22 protein-coding genes are annotated in these 26027 nt (G+C 45.4%); 6 read left to right on the forward strand and 16 right to left on the reverse strand.

All coding sequences use genetic code 11. The features are described 5' to 3' along the window. A partial coding sequence (locus tag LDX50_RS30885) for a hypothetical protein (RefSeq protein WP_255647391.1) occupies positions 1 to 205 on the forward strand: 205 nt, incomplete at its 5' end. Between the two features lie 150 nt (positions 206 to 355). Here the strand turns inward: LDX50_RS30885 and lpxB are convergent. Then, positions 356 to 1447: a lipid-A-disaccharide synthase gene (gene lpxB, locus LDX50_RS23705; protein WP_225698764.1), complete on the reverse strand. Its 1092-nt coding sequence runs from the start codon at positions 1445 to 1447 to the stop codon at positions 356 to 358. Next, complete coding sequence (locus LDX50_RS23710) at positions 1444 to 1863, reverse strand: 6-pyruvoyl trahydropterin synthase family protein (RefSeq protein ID WP_225698765.1); 420 nt, start codon at positions 1861 to 1863, stop codon at positions 1444 to 1446. The genes lpxB and LDX50_RS23710 overlap by 4 nt, the downstream gene beginning before the upstream one ends. 88 nt (positions 1864 to 1951) lie before the next feature. Here LDX50_RS23710 and rfaD point away from each other — a divergent pair, with 88 nt between their 5' ends. Beyond that, the gene (gene rfaD / locus LDX50_RS23715; protein ID WP_225698766.1) at positions 1952 to 2914 is read left to right on the forward strand and encodes an ADP-glyceromanno-heptose 6-epimerase; all 963 of its coding nucleotides are present in this window, start codon (positions 1952 to 1954) and stop codon (positions 2912 to 2914) included. Here rfaD and LDX50_RS23720 read toward each other — a convergent pair. The 8 genes from LDX50_RS23720 to lepA form a co-directional block, all read right to left on the reverse strand. After that, a complete protein-coding gene (locus LDX50_RS23720; protein WP_225698767.1) occupies positions 2907 to 3500 on the reverse strand; it encodes a hypothetical protein in 594 nt (197 codons plus the stop codon). The genes rfaD and LDX50_RS23720 overlap by 8 nt on opposite strands. A 113-nt stretch (positions 3501 to 3613) precedes the next feature. Then, a complete protein-coding gene (locus tag LDX50_RS23725; RefSeq protein ID WP_225698768.1) occupies positions 3614 to 7033 on the reverse strand; it encodes a S8 family serine peptidase in 3420 nt (1139 codons plus the stop codon). A gap of 165 nt (positions 7034 to 7198) precedes the next feature. Continuing rightward, a complete protein-coding gene (locus LDX50_RS23730) occupies positions 7199 to 8011 on the reverse strand; it encodes a hypothetical protein (RefSeq protein ID WP_225698769.1) in 813 nt (270 codons plus the stop codon). A 12-nt stretch (positions 8012 to 8023) separates the two neighbouring features. Beyond that, the gene (locus LDX50_RS23735; protein WP_225698770.1) at positions 8024 to 9436 is read right to left on the reverse strand and encodes a RagB/SusD family nutrient uptake outer membrane protein; all 1413 of its coding nucleotides are present in this window, start codon (positions 9434 to 9436) and stop codon (positions 8024 to 8026) included. Positions 9437 to 9444: 8 nt separating this feature from the next. After that, positions 9445 to 12468, reverse strand: a complete 3024-nt coding sequence (locus tag LDX50_RS23740; protein ID WP_225698771.1) for a SusC/RagA family TonB-linked outer membrane protein — start codon at positions 12466 to 12468, stop codon at positions 9445 to 9447. A 178-nt stretch (positions 12469 to 12646) separates the two neighbouring features. After that, the gene (locus LDX50_RS23745) at positions 12647 to 14572 is read right to left on the reverse strand and encodes an OmpA family protein (protein ID WP_225698772.1); all 1926 of its coding nucleotides are present in this window, start codon (positions 14570 to 14572) and stop codon (positions 12647 to 12649) included. 64 nt (positions 14573 to 14636) lie between these two features. Next, on the reverse strand, positions 14637 to 15515 hold the full coding sequence (locus LDX50_RS23750) for a bifunctional 5,10-methylenetetrahydrofolate dehydrogenase/5,10-methenyltetrahydrofolate cyclohydrolase (RefSeq protein WP_225698773.1): 879 nt from the start codon (positions 15513 to 15515) through the stop codon (positions 14637 to 14639). Position 15516: 1 nt separating this feature from the next. Further along, positions 15517 to 17304, reverse strand: a complete 1788-nt coding sequence (lepA, locus tag LDX50_RS23755; RefSeq protein WP_225698774.1) for a translation elongation factor 4 — start codon at positions 17302 to 17304, stop codon at positions 15517 to 15519. Between the two features lie 89 nt (positions 17305 to 17393). Between lepA and LDX50_RS23760 the strand changes: the two genes are divergently transcribed. Beyond that, the gene (locus LDX50_RS23760; protein ID WP_225698775.1) at positions 17394 to 17951 is read left to right on the forward strand and encodes a DUF4924 family protein; all 558 of its coding nucleotides are present in this window, start codon (positions 17394 to 17396) and stop codon (positions 17949 to 17951) included. Positions 17952 to 17955: 4 nt separating this feature from the next. Here LDX50_RS23760 and LDX50_RS23765 read toward each other — a convergent pair whose 3' ends face one another. From LDX50_RS23765 to LDX50_RS23775, 3 genes are read right to left on the reverse strand one after another with little or no spacing between them, the layout of a single operon-like run. Next, on the reverse strand, positions 17956 to 19239 hold the full coding sequence (locus LDX50_RS23765; protein WP_420828566.1) for a metal-dependent hydrolase family protein: 1284 nt from the start codon (positions 19237 to 19239) through the stop codon (positions 17956 to 17958). A 1-nt stretch (position 19240) separates the two neighbouring features. Beyond that, the gene (locus tag LDX50_RS23770; protein ID WP_225698776.1) at positions 19241 to 19936 is read right to left on the reverse strand and encodes a methyltransferase domain-containing protein; all 696 of its coding nucleotides are present in this window, start codon (positions 19934 to 19936) and stop codon (positions 19241 to 19243) included. Beyond that, a complete protein-coding gene (locus LDX50_RS23775) occupies positions 19933 to 20310 on the reverse strand; it encodes a hypothetical protein (RefSeq protein ID WP_225698777.1) in 378 nt (125 codons plus the stop codon). Before LDX50_RS23775 ends, LDX50_RS23770 begins: the two co-directional genes overlap by 4 nt. Before the next feature lie 125 nt (positions 20311 to 20435). Here LDX50_RS23775 and LDX50_RS23780 point away from each other — a divergent pair, with 125 nt between their 5' ends. Continuing rightward, a complete protein-coding gene (locus LDX50_RS23780) occupies positions 20436 to 21023 on the forward strand; it encodes an acyl carrier protein phosphodiesterase (RefSeq protein WP_225698778.1) in 588 nt (195 codons plus the stop codon). Here LDX50_RS23780 and LDX50_RS23785 read toward each other — a convergent pair. Then, positions 21016 to 23799: a VPS10 domain-containing protein gene (locus LDX50_RS23785; RefSeq protein ID WP_225698779.1), complete on the reverse strand. Its 2784-nt coding sequence runs from the start codon at positions 23797 to 23799 to the stop codon at positions 21016 to 21018. The two genes, LDX50_RS23780 and LDX50_RS23785, sit on opposite strands and share 8 nt — an antisense overlap. 84 nt (positions 23800 to 23883) lie before the next feature. On the opposite strand from LDX50_RS23785, the gene LDX50_RS23790 reads away from it, so the two are divergent. Continuing rightward, positions 23884 to 24249, forward strand: coding sequence for a hypothetical protein (locus LDX50_RS23790; protein ID WP_225698780.1), 366 nt, complete (start codon positions 23884 to 23886; stop codon positions 24247 to 24249). On the opposite strand, the gene thiL is transcribed toward LDX50_RS23790, so the two are convergent. Continuing rightward, positions 24246 to 25283 (reverse strand): thiamine-phosphate kinase, encoded by a 1038-nt coding sequence (gene thiL, locus LDX50_RS23795; protein WP_225698781.1) that lies wholly within the window; start codon positions 25281 to 25283, stop codon positions 24246 to 24248. The two genes, LDX50_RS23790 and thiL, sit on opposite strands and share 4 nt — an antisense overlap. 116 nt (positions 25284 to 25399) lie before the next feature. On the opposite strand from thiL, the gene LDX50_RS23800 reads away from it, so the two are divergent. Further along, positions 25400 to 25570 carry a hypothetical protein gene (locus LDX50_RS23800; protein ID WP_225698782.1) on the forward strand — a complete coding sequence of 57 codons (171 nt, stop codon included), beginning with the start codon at positions 25400 to 25402 and terminating at the stop codon, positions 25568 to 25570. Here LDX50_RS23800 and mce read toward each other — a convergent pair. Then, positions 25554 to 25964, reverse strand: coding sequence for a methylmalonyl-CoA epimerase (gene mce, locus LDX50_RS23805; protein WP_225698783.1), 411 nt, complete (start codon positions 25962 to 25964; stop codon positions 25554 to 25556). The genes LDX50_RS23800 and mce overlap by 17 nt on opposite strands. Between the last annotated feature and the right edge of the window lie 63 nt (positions 25965 to 26027).

Below are 26027 nucleotides of genomic sequence, written 5' to 3' on the forward strand. Positions count from 1 at the left end.
ACGGCGCATGGGTGGACCACGGCGCATGGGTGGATCACGACGCATTGGTGGACCACGGCGCATCGGTGGACCACGGCGTATGGGTGGATCACGGCGCATGGGTGGACCACGGCATATGGGTGGATCACGGCGCATGGGTGGACCACGGCGTATGGGTATCCGTGCCGTAGGTACGGCGTATTGGTGGGCTACGGCGCATTCATAACCGTGCCGTAGGTACGGCGTATGGGTATCCGTGCCGTAGGTACGGCGTATGGGTGGACCACGGCGCATTGGTGGACCACGGCGCATTGGTGGACCACGGCGCATGGGTGGATCACGGCGCATGGGTAAACCGCGTCACATTGGTTGTTAATTAATCCCCCAAATATCGAACGATCAATCGCGCAGCATTATCCGAGGCACGACCCACATCGAGGGTGTCATAGATAGAATCATAGGCAGATATCATCTGATTTCGATAATCTCCGTCATTCATCAGCCTGGATAATTCGGCATCCAGGTTTTTCAGGTTCATCTCGTCCTGAAGCAGCTCTATTACCACCTCTTTATTGGCGATGAGGTTTACCAGGGAAATATACGGTGTTTTCACAAGGCGGCTACCGATGGCATAGGTGATCGGACTGGCCCTGTAAATGACGACCTGTGGGATTTTGATCAGTGCAGTTTCCAGGGTGGCAGTGCCGCTGGTAACAACCGCTGCCTTTGATTGCTTCAAAAGATCATAGGTATGCCCCTTATACGCACTTACATTTTCCAGATTCAATATATCTTCATACAGCCTGCTGTCGAGGTTATCAACCGTCGCCAATCCGAAAGACCATTCAGGATGTGCCCTGGCCAATTCCTCCATTAATGGAAGCATGTATTTTAGTTCCTGCTTTCGGCTGCCGGGAAGCAGGGCCACCTGGGAGGTGGATGATTGATCTGTATTATAAACATGATCCTTCACGGCATCCAGCACAGGGTTGCCAACATATTCTACATTCCAATCGAATCTTCGAAAAAAATCTTTCTCAAAGGGTAATATCACCAGCATCTGGTCGACAGTTCTCTTCAGCTTCCATGCCCTACCCTGGTTCCATGCCCAGACTTTTGGCGAAATGTAATAATGTATTGGGATACCCTTACCCTTTAAACGAGCAGCAAGTTTCATGTTGAATCCGCCATAATCGATCATAATAACGACATCCGGGCGGATCCTCAGTATTTCCTTCTCCGTATTTTTAAGGTTTCGCCGTATCGAACGAAGGTTTTGAAGAACCTCTACAATGCCCATGAAAGCCATCTCCCGATAATGGATAAATATATCCATACCGGCAGCTTGCATCTGATCACCACCTATTCCCGAAAAGGCGGCCTGAACATCCTGTTTTTTGAGGGATTTTATGAGATTCGAACCATGAAGGTCCCCAGATCTTTCTCCGGCTATGAGAAAATACCTCATTCGCCGAAATATTCTACAAAATTGCGGGGCGTTTCATAGAGCTTGACACAGTGTAACTGCGCATCCGGGGCTATTTCCGGAAGAGAGCCATATAAAATCTTCCAAATCTCCATGACCAGATTTTCCGTAGATGCCATTTTTCCCTCCATGAAGGGGACGTCGAGGTTTAAATTCTTGTGATCAAGTTTATCGGTCACCTCAGTGCGTATAAGCCGGCTTAATTTCTTCAGATCGACAACGAAACCCGTATCCGGATCAGGCGTACCCTTCACGGTTACAATCAGGTTAAAATTATGGCCATGCCAGTTTTCATTGGCACAAGGACCGAATACCTCCTGATTTTTCTCCCTGCTCCATGAAGGGTTATAGAGCTTATGTGCAGCGTTAAAATGTTCTTCCCGGCTAACGTAAATCATAACAACTTGATTTCGGTGCAAATATAACAATGCCTCCTCTATATTTTACAATATGCATGGGATGGATTAATTTGGCAAAAAAGATCATATGATAGTTGTTACCGGAGCAGCAGGATTTATTGGAAGCCGGCTTATAAAAAGGCTCAATGACGATGGGTTCAATTACATTATTGCCGTTGACAAATTTGGAATTCCCGAAAAGGAGCGAAACCTGGACAAACTGAATATCCTTTCATTTGTGGAGCGGGCAGAATTTATGGAATGGCTGGATGTGAATTACGAGGAAGTAGAATTCATCTTTCACATCGGGGCTAAAACAGACACAACGCTGTTTGATGAGGAACTCCTTCGTATCATGAATACAGATTATACAAAAGACATCTGGACCCGGTGTGTAAAATACCAGATTCCCCTTGTTTATGCATCGTCGGCAGCCACATATGGTCTCGGTGAACAGGGTTACGAAGATGATGAAGCGAAAATACCTATGCTGAAGCCTCTGAATCCCTATGGAAAGTCAAAGCAGGACTTCGATGTTTGGGCACTTGAACAGGAAGAAAAACCATTTTTCTGGGCCGGTCTGAAGTTTTTTAATGTGTACGGTCCGAATGAATATCACAAAGGCAGAATGGCATCAGTGGTTTGGCACGCATACAATCAGATCCGTAAAACCGGGGGCATGAAATTATTCCGTTCCCACAATCCGGAATACAAGGACGGAGAACAGCAGCGAGACTTTATTTATGTGGATGATGTGGTTGATGTTTGTATCTGGCTGATGCATCACAGACAGCAATCAGGTATCTATAATCTCGGTACCGGTAAATCCCGAACATTCCTCGATTTAACACGAGCTGTATTCAGCGCTATGAATGTACCCGAAAACATCTCCTTCATCGATACACCTGAGGATATCAGGGACAAATACCAGTATTTCACGGAGGCTGACATGAAAAAATTAAGGTCTGCCGGATACGACAGACCTTTTACTGAGTTGGAAGAGGGCATTACACGATATGTGCAGACCTACCTCAAAGCTTTATTTAATTAATTGCACCATCATCAAGTTTTTCAAGCAACAAAGCAAAATCATATTCATTTTTTATGTTGTAGCGTGCTTTTTTAGCAATGGCCTTGGCCTCATCTTGTTTATCTCCCAGTAATTCAAAAACCGAATTCTTGCCTCCTTTTACCTCAGCCATTCGGCCATCGGGTGTAACAAGTATGAACATATCTGTAGTCACAAATTTTTCCACCTCTTTGTTCGTACCATAATCACTTACAAGATCTTTAATAAAATCTGTTTTATACTTTCTCACTAATTTATGCTTCCCTTCATAAAACACTTCATAAAAACCCTTTCCACCGAGTAATTCCAATGAGGTGGCTGTTTTAAATCTCCTGTTTATTTGCGTCGTACTACCTTCTTCATAAAAATTGAGAGTGAATTCCGGGTACAGTTTCGCATCCAGAATAAGTGTAGTCCCGTCTTTGAATATCTGCAGCTGGTCCTGGTATGAATCATATTTCAATAATGCCGCATCGATCTTTTTCCCGTCGATATCGGTAATAGTACCTGTCTTCCAGTCCTTATAGAGGTAGGGGGTTCCTTCTGTGGTCTGATATTTTTTTTCCATTATCACACTATTGGCACTGCCCTGAATCGTTTGTATCTGTGCAAATCCCGGAAGGAACACCAACATGAAGAGGAATATAATTATACTATTTCGAACAATACTAACCATGATAATTACTTAATTACTTTTCTGATATAAACACCTTTATCACTTTCTAACCGCAGCCAGTACATGCCGGATGGCAGGCTCAACATTGGGACCACAAAGGTATTACTTTCACTTCTAATTTCCTCATTATACAGCGACCTTCCATGTAAATCCAACAATATCAGTCGATTGGGCCTTAAGGTCTCCGGCCAGCTGACTGTAAGATTTTGTTTTACCGGAACAGGATACACATAAATCTCCTTTGCGGCAGATTCATCTAATATTACATCTTCAATACCTGTTACTTCTACAGTCACGGAATCGGAAATGCTGTTACATCCTTCGTTGAATGTTAGCACAAAGAAATCCCCTCCAAGATTCCCGATTTGATAAATTCGAGCTGTCTCACCCTCCAGAAGCTCATCATCCAAAAACCACTGGTAAGCCTGTCCCGCTTTTTCACTTACAAGTTGATTTTCATTCTGAACTATTTTATTGTCGTTCAGCGCCGGATTCGGCTGTATGATTGAAATCGATCTCGTAACAGATTCTACACTACCACCATTCGCAATAGTCAATGAAACATTAAATGGGCCTGCCGTTGTATATTGGTTATATCCATTTTCACTTGTAGCTAATTTTCCATTACCAAAATCCCATGAATAACCCGTGATTGATCCGGAGCTTTGATTGATAAAGTACGTCATCCCTTCAATGCAATTGTACAAGACATCAAAGTCGGCAAACAAAACATCGTCACATGTTTGAGCCAGCCAGCCAACAGCATTTGTCGTTGAGCTATTTAGCCCTATGCTCACTTTTCCTTCTCCGGAATAATTGACATGATCAATATTCAAATGATCAAAACAAAACTTCTCATAGGTATCGATGGAAATCGTTGAAACCTCACTTTGAGATGAAGACACTATACTAACCGGATTCGTGGCAGAACTATTTATTTCCCAGTATTGAGATATGCTAAGCACAGTTCCTGCGTCAACGACCAGTTGAGCTCCCGGTTCCAGAATCAGGGAATCAACCCTGGAACTATTCAAAAATTCAATGATTCCCAAACCTTCCAGACGCTGTATACTAGCATCAGACGTATTTACAAACAGTGTTCCTCCCGGATTTATAAAAGTACCTTCAAATTCCTTCCCCGAAAACACAATAGATGCTTCATTAGTACTAATGAAGGTAAGTTCTGAATTATCTGATGCAATATTCAGGCTGCTTCCGCCCAGCTCAAAGAGCGCAAGACCACTAATCGAGGCTCCTGAAAGATCCAGTGCCTTGGCATTGGTTCCAGATGTAATGATTTCCCTGATTTCACCAATTGCACCAGCCAGTGAAAGATTTCCACGATTAAGCTGAATCCGATTGACGTCCACAAAACCAGGAATTGCCCAGTTAGCATTGGCTGCATCAAAATATAGGTTAAGCAGAGGAAGAGAATTCGGACCAAGATCAAACAGTCCATTACCCCTAACCGAGAAGGTTCCCTCAGTTGAAACTGAAAATGTCTCCGAGCTCACAACAAGATCATCATTACTCCGCAGTGTATGACCGTTCAGTGAAATTCCGTTGTTTGACTTATTCAACCAGGCAAATGAAAATACCTCGACGTTACCACTGAGGGATATGAATTGATCATTCCCGCTGAATGAGTTTTCATCAATTACAACACGGTCCGTTGAAAGAGGCACGGTATTGGCAGAACTTCCTCCACTTGAGAGAGACCAGTTAGCTCCATTGTTCCATTCGCCATCACCACCTATCCAGTAAAGTGCACGCCGGTCGCCATCCTCATATGCCGCAGTTTGTGAAATCAGCAAGGAAAATGCCTGCTGGCCGTTCTTAAGTGTATTTTTATGTGATACAACAACACGGTATCGGCGTGGTTCAGGATTAAACAATTCAATTTTTTCAACATTATCCCTGAAGTTATCACCTCGTTGTGCGGATCTTCCGGGATTATCTGGTTCCAGGATATAGGGCATGAACTCATTTCCGGCATCATCAACGAGTCGAATATCCAGGTCATTAATGAGCTTAAGATCCGTGGGGTCAAGCACTGCAGGCGAAGGTGTGCCTTCAGGGTCTGTCCATGCAATTGTAACAGTTACCTTGGTGCCGGTAACAGGGTGAATCGCTACTTCGTAGGTTTCACCCTCCTGAAGAACCCGCTCCTGCATGAAATTATTCAGGTTATCCCTATCAAGAATGTGTTTTGCCGCACCCGCTGCATTAAGAAGCCCCCAGCCATGTCTGTAATCCGGACCATCCGAATTAGTTGCTTTATGAGCTGTATGAATGATCAGTGCTTTAAGAGTGGCTGACCTCATGAAATTATTTGTCTCCTGTTTATGAAGCTGCTGCAGTAATGCAAGCGAACCTGTTACGTTAGGTGCCGACATACTTGTTCCACTGAGCGAACCATAAGATTCCTCAGAGGTTGAAATTGGTGAAATTAAGCCGACTCCTACCCCAACAATGTCTGGTTTGATCCTCCCGTCATCAGTAGGCCCCCAACTGCTGAATGAACTAATCCGAACATCTTGTGGCCCGGTATATCCGTTGGGAATTTTCTCAACTGCCCCAACCGTTAAAATATTTTTTGCGTTGCCCCATGATCCTATAATATCATAAGGTCCATCCGCTGGTCTTGAACCGTCACCCACATCATTCCGGTCATTTCCGGCAGATTTCACGATAAGATAGTAGGGTGCGTTAAATGCTAGTCGGTCCATATCCCTGGACTTGGCATCGTATAGACCGAAACGATAATCTTCATCCGGACTGATGGAAGCATTTCCATTCCATGACCAGCTGCCATTGTTAAAATCCCATCCTAATGAAAGTCCGTAAGAATGATTACTAAGCAGGAGACTTGTCTGATCGGGCTTAGCGCGGCCGGTCATTTCTGCTACATCATTATTCGCTGTGTACAGCAATGCCCTTGCTTCCGGGGCCATACCTTGTGCTGTTGGGTTTATCCCAGCTGCAATGATTGTCCCTGTAACATGAGTAGCATGGTTATCTATTTCACTTGCTGCATCCTGAGTAAGTACACGGTTTCCGAATTCCTGGTGCGATTGCATAACGCCAAAAACCTCCCATACTCCTACAGTCATACCGGTTCCACGTAGATTCACTCCAAGACCACCACCCTGCCTCAATTGGTCAACGCCAACAGATTTAGCCGCATCAATGTTAAATGTTTTTATATAAACGGGTTTCCCCCACTCATCTATATAATCAATGAAATACGATGTGCCTTCCATTGAAATAAACGATCTGCTGATCTTGTGTTGTTCAATATATTCCTGAACTCGTTGTTCCTTCTGATCATACTGCGCTTCCTGCTCCTGTTTTAATTCAGCAAGTTCAGCAGCCTGCTTTAAATAACTTTCCTGGCCAAAAACAACACCTGAAGTTAATGCCAAGAATACAAAGACTAAACTCAGAAGGATTTTATCCAAATATCCCATCCGCTATTATTTCACAGTAAATATTATGAGTATAACCCAAAACGCACCATAAAGGTTGCGTTAGATTTAGCAAAAAAAAGGCGGACTTTCATCCGCCTTTTCCAATAGTTTGATCAAATGTTAATTTCGATTGAACGTATGGGTGTTATCATCATAGGTCAGCCCATCAGAAACACGCACAACAGTATAATCTACTGAGAAGGATCCGGTACAAGGGTCATAAGTACCACTTCCGGCGACTACCCAGCCTTCACCACCCATCTGGATAGTTTGTTCTGGCAAAGTCACACCACCTGATGCATCAAATTCGTATTGTGCAACACCACCGAAGTCCCAGAAATTATCGATTTCAACTGTCGTGGCATCAATTTCTGTGAAGGTCACATCATAAGGTGAACCACCGTAGCCGGGTTCTATACACGAATATGATCCAACAAAGTTGGCAATACTGAATGAACATTCCTTACGCGTATTGGTAGTAAGGGTTGCGTAGTTGCTCAACTCAACTCCATCACTTGCACCTGTAAGCGTTACGGTGATTGTCTGCGCCTCATCAGTTCCGAAGTTAAATGTAAGTACTTCATAATCGATGTACGCATAAAATTCACCAGCAGGAATTGTAACCGAATTACCACTGGTCACCTTGTTGTAGTGAACGCCTTCAATCGCTGAGCCGCTGAACTCAAAGTTCACAGTAACAGGATTGTTCAAAGCAGCTGACGAAAGATTCACCCGTAAACGTACTGGTGTTCCTACTCCATTAGGCTGCTGGGCATAAGCTCTTGAAATAGTCGACCCTGCGGCAGTAGTTGCCTCCTGGATTTCAACATAGGAGCCCTCCCAAACGATATCCGTGCCCGGGTCATCAAAACAGCCCGTCAGGACCATTGAAAACCCAAGCAGAATTGCTAAATATAAATTAAATCTTTTCATAATTTCTAGTTTTTAGTATCCAGGATTCTGCTGTAACGACTCATTCAAAACGACCTGATCAACCGGAATACGGGCAATCATTCTGAAGTCTGTGTAATCCAGCTGCCCAAATGTTGTCTGAGGCTTAGGAATATCCATTCCAAGACGCTTCAGATCAAACCAGCGATGTCCTTCGAAAGCAAGTTCCACACGACGCTCATTCATGATCAAATCAACTAGAGCAGCGCCTGTTGCAGAAGTAGGATCTAGATCACGAGCTGCACGCAACTCATTGATTGTTGTTCTTGCCCCGGACTCATTGTTGGACCTGGCCTTCCCTTCGGCTGAAATAAGGTACATTTCAGAAATACGGATAACCGGAATGTTTTCGCGGTAATCTCCTTTTTCACCTCTCCACTTCAGGTTTTCCCAGTTTCCGTTGTAATCTACCCACAAATCGCCACGAAGATCTCCGGCTTCAATGGAATTGATCAAATCATCGCTTCCGGCAACAGCATACTGTCCACCAGTTGGATTGTAATCAGCGTCATGCTGGGCAGTAACCGAGTTCATCGAGTTGTTAACACCATCAACTGTAGACCAGTCAACCAGCGCGATGTCAAATTCAAGAATTGACTCGCCATGAGTGGTTGATGACCAAGAGGCAAGGTATTCATCTCCCTCCAGCAGTTCAATAGTGCTTTCATTAATCACCTGATCCGCATAATTTGCGGCATCATTATAACGACCGGCAAATAGATAAACACGTGCCAGCAACGCCTTCGCAGCTGATCTTGATACACGCGCCGGGAATCCGGTGGTACCAGTTTCAACCGGCAAAAGGTTAATTGCAGCCAACAAATCCTGTTCGATCTGTGCATAAACCTCTGTGTTAGTTGAACGCTCACGGAAATCCGCATCACTCAAACCAATAGTAGGTGTAGTTCGCAGAATTACCGAAAGGTTAAACCCGTTCACTTCCTGACCAGGCTCATAACCATAAGCTTTAGACAAGTCATGATACATCAACGCTCTCAGGAACAACGCTTCACCAAGGATACGATTCTTAGCAGCATCAGTTCCTTCAACGTCAGGAACACCCGCTATTACCGTATTTGCCTCGTTGATTGCAGTATAACGTCCCCAGATGTCAACGTGAGCACCAACTGAGTTTACAACTTCACCTGTGTAACGACCTGTATTGTTGGCAATCACAAGGTTATCTGACAATGCTTCTGCATCAAGAATCATGGTCTGGCCGTAATAGCCGAACTCATGCATTCTTCGGTAAACAGAAGACAAAAGTGCATCATAGCCACCCAAATCAGCCAGGGCAATCTCTGGCGTAATAGAATCTCTGGGCTCTACATTTATTTGCTCCTCACATGCCGCCAGCATAGATCCGGCCAGCACAAGTGTGAATATTCTTTTATAAATTTTCATCATTCTTCAGTTTAGAGTCCAATATTTACACCCAAAGTATACTGACGAGGGTTTGGATACGCTCCAAAAGTGGACAGACCGGCATTGTTATTGAATTCAATAACCTCAGGGTCAATTCCATCATACTTCGTCCAGGTAACCAGGTTAAGGCCCTGTGCAAATACCTGCACGCGCTTCAAACCGATTTTGCTCAAAAGTGAAGGTTGGAATTCATAAGAAAGCGTAACCTGCTTAAGTCGAACATATCCACCATCTGACATAAAACGGCTAGGGAAGAATCCCGGGAATTGCTGGTCGAAACCATCTACAACACCACCTTCATACGCGATCGGAACGTTGGTGATGTCACCTGGATTCTGCCATCTGTCAAGCTGTGTAACCAATTGGTTGTTACGAGTTGAACCAGATTCTGCTATGTTGTACAGTTCTGCATTGGCCACTACGTAATCCAATGAATACTGGAAGAAAACAGCCAGTGAGAGTCCCTTGTAAGAGAACGTGTTATTCCATCCACCAAATTTGGTAGGGATTTGAGAACCTAACACACGACCATCACGCTGCTGTACGTTATAAACAGGATTGCCAAGTGAATCAAGCCACATTGCTTTACCGTTAGCAGGGTTAACACCTGCGTAAGGAACACCAAACAGGAAGTTTACAGGCTCGCCAACAATAAGTGTGTTACCGATTCGCTCCTCACCACCTGGTAATTCGGTGAGCTCGTTCTTGATAAACGAGATATTGAAATCAGAGTTCCAGCGGAATCCACCGACATCAAGGATAACTGCACCCACTTCAATCTCAACGCCTTCATTTCTTACTTCACCAGCGTTAGCGGTGATTGATCCAAATCCTGAATCAGTAGGAAGCGGAACATTGAATAATTGATCACGAGTATCTGAGCGGAAGAAATCAACCGCACCATAGAGTCTGCTGCCAAGTACTGCAAAGTCAAATCCTAATGTGATTTGTTCTTCACTCTCCCACGACAACAGGTCGTTTTCAAGACGGATTGGTCGCTGACCAGCATTACCTAAGTATTGTACTCCACCGCCGTATACACCGAGAGACTGGAAGTTACCGATACCATTCGCGTTACCAAGAACACCCCAGCTTGCACGGATTTTTAATTCATCAATGAATGAAGAGTTCTCAAGGAATGCCTCATCAGAGATACGCCATGCAGCACCAACTGCCCAGAATGTACCGTAACGGTTGTTACGACCGAAACGGCTGTTACCATCACGACGCAATGTACCATTGATCAGGTATTTACCTTTGTAATCATAGTTAACCCTTCCAAATACACCGTTTCTTCTGTATGAAGTCCACGTTCCGTTGATAGCCTGCGGGTTTGCAGCCTGACCGAGCAGACGAAGCTCAGTGTTGGCAAAACCACGACCAGTGGCAGATTCAGAGTTTACAATTTCTTCTTTGAATTCGTAACCTACGATTGCACTAACCTTGTGATCGCCAAATTGCTGCGACCAGTTCAAAGTTGCGTTTGTGTTCCAGTTCAGGAATCGACGGTTGTTTACAAAAGTCTGACCACCGAAAGATGAGAACACAGGAATTGTAGCAGGACGCTCGTTGATATCCTGGTTATCCTGGAAATCAAGACCACCAAATACCTGCGCTGTCAACGATGGAAGAATCTGATAAGAGATTGACATACTTGTCAAAGCCTGTACCGTATAAGCTTCCCTTCTTTCTTCATTCACACCCTGGTAGATGTTGTAGTTGAAGTAGTGACCAGCACCAGTCTGAGGGAAATGTGCAGGATACGGATTGTATTCACCTGTTTCAGGATCGACAGCGGGAGAGTTAGGCTGAAGTACAGCTGTCGCTGAGAATGGTCCGTTTACAAAGTTACCGTTTGCAATAGATCCAAAAGTATGCTGACGTGCCAACTGCAACTGCGTTCCAATTCTAAGCTTGTCAGTCGCCTGATGATCCAAATTCATACGCAGGTTTGCACGATCCCAGCTGGACTGGATGATCTGTCCTTCCTGCTTTTCAAATCCACCGGAAATATAGAACTGTGTTTTGTCGGTTCCTCCGGAAAGTGTAAGACCATAAGTCTCAATGTCACCTGTACGGAACATCAGATCAAACCAATCCTGAGGCGTGAAGCTAGAAGGATCAGCAGGGTTACCATACTGCGCCCATGCCGCTGCAGGATCCAATCCCGCATTGATATAAGCTTCTTCCCTGATTTCAGCAAACTGAGGAGCATCCATGATGTCATAATAGTTCATCGGTTTTGCCCATCCACGCTGATAATTCAGATTAAGGTTGGTTTGATTTTTCTTACCTTTTTTGGTTGTAATGATTACAACACCATTAGCAGCCTGTGCACCATAAATAGCAGCAGCAGCCGCATCCTTTAATACGTCAATTGATTCAATATCGTTCGGGTTGATACCTGCCAGTGCGTTTGTAGAACCCTGGGTTCCTACGCTACCAGTGTTTACCTGAACACCATCGACAATATATAAAGGAGTGTTATCAGATAGGGATCCGTAACCACGGATTACTACGTTGATCGCTCCACCGGGCTGTCCGGAACCAGAAGAAATCTGTACACCGGCAGCACGTCCCTGCATCGCGCGATCGAATGACTGCATGGGCAAGTCCTGGATCACATCGCTCTTAATCGAGGCGACAGATCCTGTCAGATCACGTTTCTGTTCTACACCGTAACCGGTTACAACAACTTCCGAGAGTTCAGTCACATCCTGTGCCATCTGTACGTCGATGACAGAGCGTGCTCCAATCTCTACCTCTTTCGTGGCTAGTCCAACGAAAGAAAAAACAAGTGTACCACCATCCGCAGGGACCGACAGGGAGTAATTCCCATCAATGTCAGTCACCGTACCGATCGTTGTACCCTTGAGTACTACGTTCACACCAGGTAAGGTCGAACCATCCTCTATGGATGTGATCTTCCCCGATATGGTTCGGTTCTGAGCCCACACTTCGCCGAAGCCAAGCGTGAAGGTCAACATGAAAACAAGTAGTAAAAACTTCTTCATATTGCTTTGTTTAGGTTGAAAATAATTTTGCTTTACGTTCAAACATAAAAGAAAATTTGCATATATGTGTAATATATGTTTCAAAAATTCCACCAAAATGGTGTAACCCTTTTTAAACAAGATGTTTAAACGTTGTTTGTCGTTTTCGCGACGTTAGGAAAGAAGTGATTTTTTGAGCCTAATTGATGATTTCAAACTCTATTCGCCGATTCTTGCTGCGATTCTCATCGGAATCATTTGGAAATGCAGGGCGTTGTTCCCCATATCCGGCATATCGAATACGTTCCGGCTCCACTCCATTTTGGGTGAGATAATCATACACCGATTTGGCCCTGCGATTTGACAGTGAGAGATTATAATCGTCTGCCCCCACATCATCGGTATGGCCGGAAACCTCAATCCTTAATTCCGGATTAGTATTCATGAACCGTATTACCTTATTCAGCTCCGTTTGAGAGCGCTCCTGCAAAGCATATTTATCGGTTTCAAAGAAGATATTATTGAGAACCGTTCGTGAACCTTCTTTAATAGGCGTAAGGGTGATGTCCTGCCGGATCGGCTCCAGCTGGGTCTGCCGGTCATACGCAAACGACAAACTGGTAAACAAATACCCGGTTTCGTTTACATACAGCGCATAATCCGAACCCTCGGCAAGTACAATCAGATACTCCCCGGAAACAGGATCTGAACTCACCAAGCCAACACGCTCTTCAGACGCGAGATCAAATAATTCAATATCCGCCTCGATCACTTCCCCGGTCTCAGCATCCGTTACCACCCCGAATACATAGGAAGCCCGAGAGGTGACACGCATATCCGAAGGCACATCAAACTCATAAATGCTCGACTTAACGCTGGGGTTCGACTGATCTTCCAGGGAATAATATCCCTTTTCCCCATTCGCACTTATAAAAAGGCTCACCTGGTCTTCACCCGTATTTACCGGCGCACCGAAATTCTGCGGTTCCGACCAACCGTCTCCTGTACGCTCTGTAAAATAAATATCGTAACCTCCGAAACCGGTTCTTCCATTACTGGCAAAATAAAGCGTCCTGTTATTGGGATGAATAAAAGGTGAAACATCCTCCTCTGCTGTATTTACAGCCGCACCCAGATTCACCGCCTTGGTCCACTCGCCAGCCTCATTCAGTGTCGTCATCCAGATATCCCGGCCACCAATTCCACCCTTACGCGTAGACACAAAATATAATGTGCGGCCGTCCGGTGACAAGGTGGGCTGTGAATCCCATTCCGGGCCATTCACCCGATCCCCGAGGTTTCTGGGTTCCGACCATTCATCGCCCTGCCGTTCAGTGATAAAAAGATCACAGCTGCCATATCCCTTCCGTCCGAGGCAAGATGTAAATATTAGGCGCCGACCGTCAGCCGAAATCGTGCAGGTACCTTCATTAAACGCTGAGTTGATGTTTGGGGAAAGCGACTCGGGCATTTGCCACTTACCGTTTTGATCTTTTCTTGAGATTACCAGGTCTTCATCGTAATCCATGGTCATCCCATTACGCCTTGTATATATAATGGCATTTCCATCAACAGTTACAACCGGAAAGTATTGCATCGGAAAAGCATTTACCTCAGCAGGAAGCGGAACCGGATTATATGCCGCCGCTTTCGAAGCATTCTCCAACGCGAAATTGGCATTATCTATAATCTGCTGTGCTTCAGAAGCGCGTTTACTGTTGCGCGGATTCAGGTCGAGGAAGGATTGTGCATTGGTTCTTGCTGATTCATAATCTCCCAGCTGGATGTAGAGATCTGCCAATTCGAAATAAGTGGGTGCGTGATTGGGATGAGGAAGATCCGCCATCTTTTCCAGGACCGACTGTGCTTCTGCCAGTTTACCCAGCGCCTTTAATATAAGGCCTAGTTGCAGATACGCCTCGTAAAATTCCTTGTCTTTGTCAATCGCCTTCTGCAGCCAGGAAATCGCCTCGTCGTACTGACCGCGAACCCTGAAATTATCTGCCTCGGCAAAATACTCCGCTGCCTTTTTCGACTTGGTGCTAAGGTTATACTGAATTTGTGCTTCCAGCTCTGTAAAAATGAAGCTACAGATCAATCCTGCTAAAAAAATCACTCGCAACATGAATTGAAGATCAGATATTTCATCTGATCCTGAAAGGATTTGTAGGGTTTTATTGATTATTGCACTATTCTCCAGCCCTCAGCCGGGTCGCCTTAAGCGTATTCAGCAGCAATGAGGCAATGGTCATCGGGCCAACTCCGCCCGGCACAGGCGTTATCAGACGTGCTTTTTTTGATACCTCTTCGAATTCAACATCACCCTTCAGGTAATAACCGCGTTCGTTGGCATCGGTCGGAATCCTGGTAATTCCAACATCTACCACAATCACTCCGTCCTTTACCATGTCGCCGGTAATTAAACCCGGTTTTCCAGTGGCCACTATCAGTACATCTGCCTGCCGCGTAAATGATGCGAGATCCTTCGTATAAATATGGCAAGTGGTAACAGTGGCATTTTCCTGGTACGAAAGGATGGCGCTCATGGGAGCACCGACCGTCCGGCTATTGCCTACCATAACACAATGCGCACCCTTCAGCATGACGTCATAGCGTTTCAAAAGCTCCACAATCCCATAGGGAGTGGCCGGCATGAGACCCGGATGTTTCGAAGTGATCCGGCCGTAATTGAGGTTGGTGAACCCGTCTACGTCTTTTTGCGGACTGATATGCTCAGTCACCTTGGTTGATGATATATGTTCGGGAAGGGGCAACTGAACAATTAAACCGTCGATATCCGGATCCTCATTCAGCCGGTCGACCTGGGCAAGCAGCTTTTCTTCTGAAATGGACGCCGGAAAGTTGAGGAGTGTGTATTCGTAGCCAACCTTTTTACATGCCTTGATCTTTCCGTTAACATACGTCTGGCTGGCACCATCATCACCCACCAGTACGGCTGCCAGGTGTGGAATTTTTTTTCCTTCAGTTTTACGCGTCGCTACTATCCGCGCAATTTCTTCATGAATTTCGCCGGCAATCCGCTTACCATCCAGAATATTGTTACTCATATTAATCAAGTTTAAGGACCGCCATAAAAGCTTCCTGGGGAATTTCAACATTCCCTACCTGACGCATCCGTTTTTTACCTTTTTTCTGCTTCTCCAACAGCTTACGCTTTCGGGTAATATCACCTCCGTAGCATTTGGCAAGTACGTTCTTCCGCATTGCCTTTACTGTTTCACGGGCGATGACCTTGGTGCCGATCGCAGCCTGGATGGCTATTTCGAACATTTGTCTCGGAATCAGCTCCTTCAATTTCTCACACAAACGTTTCCCCCATTCATATGCTTTGTCCCGATGGACAATCGCTGAAAGCGCATCAACCTTGTCACCGTTGAGCATTATATCCAGTTTAACCATAGTAGACGGTCTGAAACCGATCAGCTCGTAATCGAGTGAAGCATAGCCGCGGGACAATGTTTTCAGCTTATCGAAGAAATCAAATACAATTTCGGCAAGAGGCAATTCGAAGGACAATTCAACCCGATCTGCAGTAAGATAGACCTGGTTTTTGATGATTCCGCGCTTGTCGATACACAGGTTCATGATATTCCCTATGAACTCCGACTTGGTAATGATCTGTGCGCGAATAAAAGGTTCCTCGATATGGGATATGGTATTGGGCTCAGGCATATCCGACGGTGCATTGATCATCATCTTACTGCCATCGGTACGAACTGCGTGAAATTGAACGGAAGGAACCGTGGTTATCACGGTCATGTCAAATTCCCTTTCAAGCCGCTCCTGTACGATCTCCATGTGCAGCATTCCCAGGAAACCACATCTAAATCCAAAACCCAGGGCTGCTGAGGTTTCAGGCTCCCAAACAAGTGACGCATCATTGAGCTGAAGCTTCTCCATGGAATTCCGAAGTTCTTCAAATTCCGACGTATCAACCGGATAGATCCCGGCGAATACCATTGGTTTCACGTTTTCAAACCCACGTACGGCCGCGGCACACGGGCGATCCACATGTGTGATCGTATCCCCAACTTTTACTTCCTTGGCCACTTTGATACCTGAAATGAGGTATCCCACATTTCCCGAGCTGATCTTTTGCCGTGGCTCCTGCTTAAATTTCAATACACCGATCTCATCCGCCTCGTAAACCTTTCCTGTATTGACAAATTTAACCTTATCTCCCTTACTGATGGAACCATTGAATACCCTGAAATAAACTTCAATACCACGGTATGGGTTAAACACGGAATCAAAAATCATGGCCTGAAGCGGCTCATCCGAATTTCCTTTAGGCGCAGGTATACGGTCGATGATCGCCGAAAGAATGTCATCAATCCCGATTCCTTCCTTTGCACTTGCACGGATCACATCATCGGCACTGCATCCGATCAGATTCACAATTTCATCCGTTACTTCCTCCGGCATGGCACTGGGAAGGTCGATCTTGTTCAAAACCGGAATTATTTCAAGGTCATGCTCAAGAGCCAGGTATAAATTTGAAATAGTCTGGGCTTCGATACCCTGTGCGGCATCCACGATCAACAAGGCTCCTTCACAGGCTGCAATCGACCTTGAAACCTCATATGAAAAATCAACGTGACCCGGAGTATCAATCAGGTTCAAAATATATTCTTTTCCATCCCGCTTGTAATTCATCTGGATGGCATGACTCTTAATGGTGATCCCGCGCTCGCGCTCGAGATCCATATCATCAAGGAGCTGTTCCTGCATATCCCTGGCACTCACAGTATCGGTCGCCTGCAACAGTCGGTCGGCCAGGGTACTTTTCCCATGATCAATATGGGCTATGATGCAAAAATTTCGAATGTTCTCCATGTAACTTTAAACTCCGGTCCTAAAGGTCTATCTTCGTTTTGAACATGCAAAAGTAGATAATTATTTATACATAACGATAGTACGGCAACATGATTACCGATAATAATAAAATCGCTGACAGCAAGCTAAAAAACAATGTCTCCGAATTTATAATCTATATGTATCAGATGGAGGATCTCTGCAGGGTCTACCAGTTCAATATCGCGGATATCGAGCAATATGTAATACATCATTTCCCGGTAAGCTCTGAAGAAAAAGTCTTACTTAAAGTTTGGTTCGAATCCCTCATGGAACAAATGAAGAACGAACAAATTGAAGAAAGCGGCCATTTGGCTGAAGTTCAGCAGTATGTAAATCGTCTGCTTGATCTGAAAAACCGCCTTCTGACGACTGATGAGGAATTCGCAGCGGTCTATAATGCTGCCAGACCCCATATCCGGCAGTCACTAATGGAAGCAAATGCAGTAGGAAAAAAAATAAATAGTGATATACAGGTGTGCCTCAATGGCATTTATGGCCTGCTGCTGTGCCGCATGAACGGTCGGGAAGTACCTGAAGAACTCAATGATGGCATCGATGCATTCGGAAATGTGCTGTCCTACCTGAGTTTCAAATACAAGCAGGAAGACATGATGTCACCGAACTAAATTATTAATCCTTATAAACAACGCCGTCCTTCATCACAAAGACAACATTTTCCATGGTACTGATATTTTCCAGCGGGTTATCCATGGTGGCCACAATATCGGCTAATTTACCCGATTCAATGGTTCCCAGCTGTTCTTCCATTTCAAGCAATTTGGCCGCCTCAATCGTCGCTGATTTAATCGTTTCCATCGGAGGCATCCCGGCATCCACCATGTAACCGAATTCCTTTCCGTTTTCGCCATGCGGAAATACTGCCGCATCGGTTCCGAAAGCGATCTTAACCCCACGCTTGTACGCCTGCGCAAAAGTATTGCTGATCTGCGGCCCTACTTCAAGTGCTTTTGGAACGATGATCGGAGGATAGTATCCAGGAATTTTCGCCTTTTCCGCAACAAACATTCCTGCCGAAATTGTCGGCACATAATACGTGCCCTTTTCTTTCATGAGATCCATGGTTGCGGTCGACATAAACGTTCCATGTTCGATGGATGTAATTCCCGCCTCCACAGCGCGTCTCATTCCCTCATCGCCATGCGCATGTGCAGCGGTAGTCATCCCGTATTCCCTGGCTGTCTCAATGATCGCTTCTAGCTCATCCATTTGAAATTGCGGACCGGAACCATCCTTGGCCAGGCTTAACACACCGCCGGTTGACGTAATTTTTATTACGTTTGAACCATCCTTGTATCGCTGTCGAACAGCCTTGCGTGCATCATAAGGCCCGTTGATCACACCTTCCTTCGGTCCGGGGTCACCCACAAGATCCGACCGGTAGCCATTGGTTGGATCCGCATGGCCGCCTGTTGTGGCAATGGATTTGCCGGCTGAGAAGATCCGAGGTCCCGGAACCTTCCCGGCATTGACTGCGTCACGAAGCGCCGTATTCACACCGGTTCCGCCAAGATCCCTGACCGTTGTAAATCCTGCCATTAAGGTTGTTTTTGCGTGCACTGCAGCATCATAAGCGATGTCCGCCGGATCCTGCTGAAAACGCTTCAGGTAACTGTCCGGGCTGGTCTCTCCTTCCAGGTGAACGTGCATATCCATCAACCCGGGCATTACAGAATGTCTGGTAAGATCAATTACCTTATCATCCTTGCCAGGTGCTGAAAATCCCTTTTCAACGCCAATAATCCGGTTGCCTTCCACGACGATGGTCATTTCTTTCATTGCCCGGTCGGAAAGCCCGTCGATCAGGGTTCCGCAATGCAATAAGGTTCGTTGCGCTTCGGCGACATAGCCAAAAAGAATAAAAAGAACGAGCGTGAAGAACTTCATGTATTTCATATTATTTCAATTTCATCATAACCAGGTAATGATCATTTTCACCTTCGTAAACCACCTGACAGTGAAACCCTGCCTTCGAGGCTGCATACCGCAGGGTCTTCTGATCCACATAAATCCACTTAAACCATTCCCCGGGCCTTCGGTGATAAATATACTGGTAGTTTATTTCTCCAAAATATACATTTTCAGGCAATGCCGATTCATACAGGTACCGGATGTCGGATGAATCTGCAATCACGATACCTCCTGGCTTTAAAAGTGATTTGAGATTGTTGAGCCCCTGCTGTAGTCCGTCGAGCGTACCAAATAACCCCAGCCCGTTCATCATAAATAAAAGCGTATCAAAGGTCTCTCCGGAAAATTGGTCAAGCGGAAGGTTTCTTATATCCATCACCCCGCGGCTTTTCATAACTTCACATGCTTGTTCAGAAATCTCGAGTGCGGTAACCTCTACCCCGCGTTCCTGGAGCGCAAGTGAGAATGCACCTGCACCAGCTCCAACATCCAGGACCCTCCCTTGCACCAGTGTAAGCGCAAAATTTTCAAGATCTGAAAAATCATCTTCCGTTCTGAAGAATACCTCGGCGGGCATATCTTCCTGAACACCATAACTCGTATTTAGCAATAAAGGGGGAACATAACGTTCATTCAGATAGTCCAGCAGTGCTTCTCCGTAGGCATCCCAGGTAAATGTCATGCAAATCGAAATCCAGTTTCCACATACTTTCGGATTACTTCACGTTCCATCAGATCACCCTGGTCGAAAACACCGACAACCAGATTGAAAAATCTCGTTTCGGGGAATCCAATTTTATTAACCACATCAAAGCAAAAGGTCATTTCCCGCAATTCGATACGGCCATCTGCCCGCATCACCATCACCAGGTTGGTGATGAGATCTATCTTTTCATCCTCGGTCATGGCCTCAAGGGAAGGAATGGTGGATTTATTTGAAGTACTCTGAAATATCATATCCATGTCCTTCCTGGAAACAAATTTTGACGCCCCGATCTCCTGGATGAGCTTCAGTTCTGTTTCACTTGTATCCCCGTCGATTCGCGCCAGCTGCATTAAAATTTGAATATGTGGGTTTTCTGACATTCTGAATTTTCAGAGCTTTCTCGGTATAAGTTGATAAATATATTCATTTTTAGGACATATTACCCGAAATAACAATATTAGCCCTAGATTTAATCATGAATTTTCTTGCGCATTTATATCTTTCAGGACAGTCTGAACCCATTGCTGTTGGAAATTTCATTGGTGATTTTGTAAAGGGAAATCAGTATAATAAATACCCGAAAGAAATTCAAAACGGCGTCCTGTTGCACCGTGAAATTGATGCTTTTACCGACAGTCATCCCGAAATAAGGGAAGGCAGAAAACGGCTCTGGGACCCATACAGGCACTATTCCGGTGTCATCATGGACCTTTTTTGCGATCACTTTCTGGCAAAACAGTGGGAATCCTATCACGACGATCCGCTGGAAGTGTTTGCCCGTAATATGTATGCACTGATGGACCAAAACAATGCATATCTGCCACAGCAGGCCAGAAATATGCTGCCTTATATGAAAAATGGCAACTGGCTTGTATCCTATGGATCTGTGGAGGGAATCGACAGAGCACTTACAGGTCTTTCCAGGCGAACCAGCTTCCGGTCGGGCATGGAAAATGCCGCCAATGATCTGGCGGCAGACTATACATTTTTCAATTCTATTTTTAATAAGTTCTTCCCCGATATGATTCGTTTCGCATCGACAAAAAACCCGTATTTTACTTAACCTCAAAGGTCGTTGCCACGCTTTTCCCTGCCTGATTAACTGTTACCTTGTAGCTTCCTTTTCCAATGTACTTTTCCTTCGCTTCTTCCTTTTTGCCCTTCTTACCGTTGGATTCCAGCACCTTCAGATCCCAGGTGAATTGGTTAAATCCACGATTCAAATCCATTTCCAGGTTACGCAGCACTTGCCCTTCGCTATCGGCAATGGTTACAGTGGCGGGACCTGCCTGAGCCGTATATATCCGCCACTTCAATTCGGGTTCATAAGGCTCTACGTACTCAAAACGGCGTTCGCCCCATCTCGGAGAATATCTGATCTGGTCGCTGCCAGCAATGTGCAGTTCGTCTGTCTTTCCTGCTATCTGATGAAGCATTTTCACATCCATGACGTACATACTCCGGCCGTGTGTGGCAACAACAAGTTCAAGATCCCGGGGATGCACAATAAGATCGTAAACAGCCACATTGGGAATCCGGCTTACATACTCCCACGAATTACCGGAATCCATGCTGACGAACATCCCGAGGTCTCCACCGAGATACAGTATTTCAGGTTTCACGGGATCCTGAATAAGGTCATTAACCACCATTTCAGGGAGGTTTTTGCCAATGTTTATCCATGTCTTACCCGCATCCTCACTCATATACACGTAGGTATTGAAATCATCCTCGCGGTAACCATTGAGTGTTACAAAAACGGTAGAAAGCTCATGGGGGGAAGCGACAACACTCGCTACCCATTTACCTTGCGGGAGTCCACTGGAGATTTTCTCCCAGTCACCGCCAGCAGACCTTGTAACCCAAACATTACCATCATCTGTTCCGGCATAGATAAAGCCAAATTGCAGAGGTGACTCAGAAAACGTGGTAATCGTAGAGAAAGGAACATTTCCTTGCGGCAGATTCTTCGTCAGATCAGGGCTTATAGGGCTCCAGTTTTCTCCCTGATTCATACTCCGGTAAAGCCGCTGTGAGGCCATGTATACCACATCCGCGTTGTGTTCACTTAATTTCACCGGTGTTCGCCAGTTAAAACGGGGTACATCCTCGCCTATATCATGACGCGGGCGCAGTCGCAGCGACTCCCCGGTTTCCCGGTTAATCCGGGCATAATTCCCGAATTGAAATCCAACATATACAATGGATGAATTTCGGGGATCCGGGGCAACAAACATTCCATCCCCCCCGTAAATGGCCGTCCAGAATGGAGTTCGGTTCGGTACGCTGGTTGATGGGCCCATTAAAGTACCATTATCCTGAAGGCCTCCATAAACATTATATGGTTTCTCATAATCAACATTAACCGTGTAAAACTGCCCGACCGACATGTTATTAATATGTCTCCAGTTGGCACCTTCGTCAAAGCTTTCATATAATCCTCCATCATTTCCGAGCCGAAGGTGGCGGCTGTTTTCAGGATTGATCCAAAGTGTCTGATGATCTACATGCACATCACCCAACGTATCAATTCGATTATATTTCACACCCCCATCCGTTGATTTGAGCAGGGGTACCCCGAATACGTAAACAAGGTCGGGGTTATCCGGCGCTACCCTGATTTCTCCGAAATAGTAGCCATATGTGAAATAAACTCCATCGAGCTCATAGCTGTTAACTTTCTGCCACGACATCCCATGATCATCTGATCGGTAAATTTCCGCCCCAATCACATCGGTATTAAACAATGCGTTATTCGCATCACCGTAATAGTTGCCGATATCAACCGGAGTATATTTTCCTTCTTTCAGATCCCTTTTAACACTTTCCGCTGAATATTTCTCAGGGAAGTTATTGTCTTTCAGAAACTTAGCAAGTTCCTTATCATCAATTTTCAAAGCATCCTCCACCGACATACTCGTGAAGTCGGAAAAAGTCAATCCTTCTTCCGATTCCTCCTGATCCGCTCCTTCCTTTGTATTCTGATTATCCAGGAGGGCATAATAGCGTGAAGGATTCGAGGCACTCACCGCAAGACCGATCCGCCCAATTCCATCACCTGTGGGAAACCCATCTTTCGATAACGTCCATGATTTTCCACCATCTGTTGATCGGTAAATACCTGATCCCGGACCGTCTCCCTTGAAATCAGATGCTTTGCGCGTGCGCTCCCAGGCAGCGGCCAGCAATTCATCCGGGTTGGCCGGATTGATCACCAGGTCTACGATCCCGGTGCTGTCGTTGACAAACAGGGTCTTATTCCAGGTATTACCTCCGTCTTCGGTGAGATATACACCGCGGTCTGCGTTATTGGAATACAACGCTCCCAGGGCCGCTACCCAGACAATATCCGGATTGGAGGGATGGACAATCACCCGTCCGATGTGATGGGTTTGTTCAAGACCCAGGTGTTTCCAGGAGACACCGCCATCGGTTGATTTATAAATGCCTGTTCCTGCATAGCTTGAACGGCTGCTGTTTTTTTCTCCGGTACCTGCATAAATGATATCAGGGTTTGAAGGAGCCAACGCCAGATCACCGATGCCAAGGGCATCCTGGTCATCAAAAATCGGCTTGAATGTGATCCCGTTATCCGTTGTTTTAAATATTCCTCCGCTCGCGTAGGCTACATAGTAAGTGGTTATCTGCCCTTCAGGCACTACAATATCGGTAACCCTGCCTCCCTGTACAGTCGGACCAATATTTCGTACCGGGTAATTTGAGAATAGGGATTCACGGTCTGCGGTGGTTCGTTGAAGGTAGGAATCCATATCAACGGTCTGCGCCTTACAGATGCAGACGGATAGTAAAAGAAGTGTAACGATGGAGAGTTTATTCATGAATTGCTTTGATTAGGTTGGCACTAAAATAAGTAAAATCTGCAATTGACGCGGACTCTCATTATTTTTGCAGAAAAAGCATTCATGAACGACCCTGAATTAGACGGCAAATACCTCGGCTCCATCACCAAAGATTTTGCCACGGTAGCTGAGACATTAAGGGAGGCAAGTTATGCCATCCGCAAACGAGGCTTTTCGGAGCATCCCATTTTCCCCATTTCCAAGGTTCAGCTGCCGATTGGTCAGTTGCTGATCGGTAAGGAGGATGTGGCGATCAACTGGTACATCAATGCCTCCTTCCTGGATGAATTTGTTCAGCGTGAAATTATTGCCGAAGACAAGCGGGAAGAATTTATTGGCTCCTACAAGGATCCTGATGAATTCTGCTGCCTTTTTGTGGTAGATGCCGATTTCACACGTTTCGTTTACATTCCCTACCCGGAAGATTAATTATCCTTTTTCATGTGATTCCAGCCCTGTGCCTGGATGGGAACGAGGTTTCCGCCTTTTGTGGCCAGTTCAAATCCGGCACTTGCCTTCTGTGCGTGCCCGATTAAATGGATGTCTGCATGATCCTTGATCTTTTCGAAGTCAGACTGTGAAATAGTAAAAAGCAATTCATAGTCTTCGCCACCATTCAGGGCACAGGTAGTGGCATCGATTTTGAACTCATACGCAGTGTCGTAGGTGACCTTATCGATGGGCAACTTATCCTCATAAACCCTGAATCCCACCCCTGATTGGGACCCCAAATGGAACACCTCCGAAGCCAGTCCGTCTGAAATGTCGATCATGGAAGTCGGAACGATTTGAAGCCCCCTTAATTCATGGATGATATCCATCCGTGCTTCAGGCCTCAATTGGCGCTGCATGAGATAATCGTAACCTTCAAGTTTTGGCTGCATATCCGGATTACTCATGTATACCTGCTTTTCACGTTCCAAAACCTGCAGCCCGAGATAGGACGCACCCAGGTCACCGGTAACACAGAGAATATCACTCTCGCCCGCCCCTGAGCGTTTCACAATTTCAGATTCGGTGGCGAAACCAATAGCTGTAACACTGATGATCAAACCGCTTCTTGATGCATTTGTATCCCCACCGATTAAATCCACCTGGTAGGCATCGCAAGCCAGCCGGATCCCTTCATAAAGTTCGGTCACCGCCTCCACTGAGAAACGGTTGCTAAGTCCGATATTCACAACAACCTGGGAAGGAATCGCATTCATGGCAGCGATATCGGAAATATTTACCGCAATGGCTTTGAACCCCAGATGTTTGAGCGGCATGTAGGACAAATCGAAATGTACTCCTTCTATGAGCATATCCGACGTAATAACCTGGTTATCTGTCTGTTTTACAATTGCCGCATCGTCCCCGACCCCAAGTACTGTAGATGGCTGGAGAGTCTGAAATGAGGAGGTCAAATGCTCAATGAGCCCAAATTCACCCAGTTCACTAATTTCTGTTCTTTTTTCTGCCATGATGGATTATTTAAAGAATACGGATGGCAAAGATAGACGTATTGACTGTTTTCCTTACATGACAGGTTACAAATCTCGGTTTCGGATGATACAACATCGTATTAAAAAAAGAAATCATGAAAAGAATTGTAATCACCGTGATGAGTGTTTTCCTGGTTGGTCTGATTGCTGTTTCATGTGGACCGAAACCCCAATACAAAACAGCACAGGGCAAGAAAAAGCTGAAATATTATAATGATATTCAGTACGACCGAAACAAGGTTACCGACTTCAAAAAGTGGAATTAATTTCCTGACAAAGCTCGATCAGCACGCCATTGGTGCTTTTCGGATGCAGGAAACAGATGAGCTTATTGTCTGCTCCTTCCTTTGGAGTATCATTCAATAGGATAAACCCCTCTTGTTTCATACGTTCCATCTCTGCATAGATATCCTCTACCTCAAAGGCAATATGATGGATCCCCTCCCCGCGCTTTTCAATGAACTTTGCGATGGCCGAATCTGGCGTTCCCGCTTCAAGAAGCTCAATTTTTGTATCCCCCAGCTGGAAAAAGGAAGTAATCACATGTTCAGACTGCACCTCTTCCTCCTTGTAAGGGACAGCTCCAAACAGCTTTGTAAACAATTCATTTGACGCGGACAGGTTTTTTACTGCGATGCCAATATGTTCTACCTTCTTCATTTTACTCTGTATTTTAGGGTTGTGAGGTGGAATTTATAACTTTGTGTAAAGTTCTGAAACTTT

It is taken from the genome of Fulvivirga sedimenti (assembly GCF_020328055.1).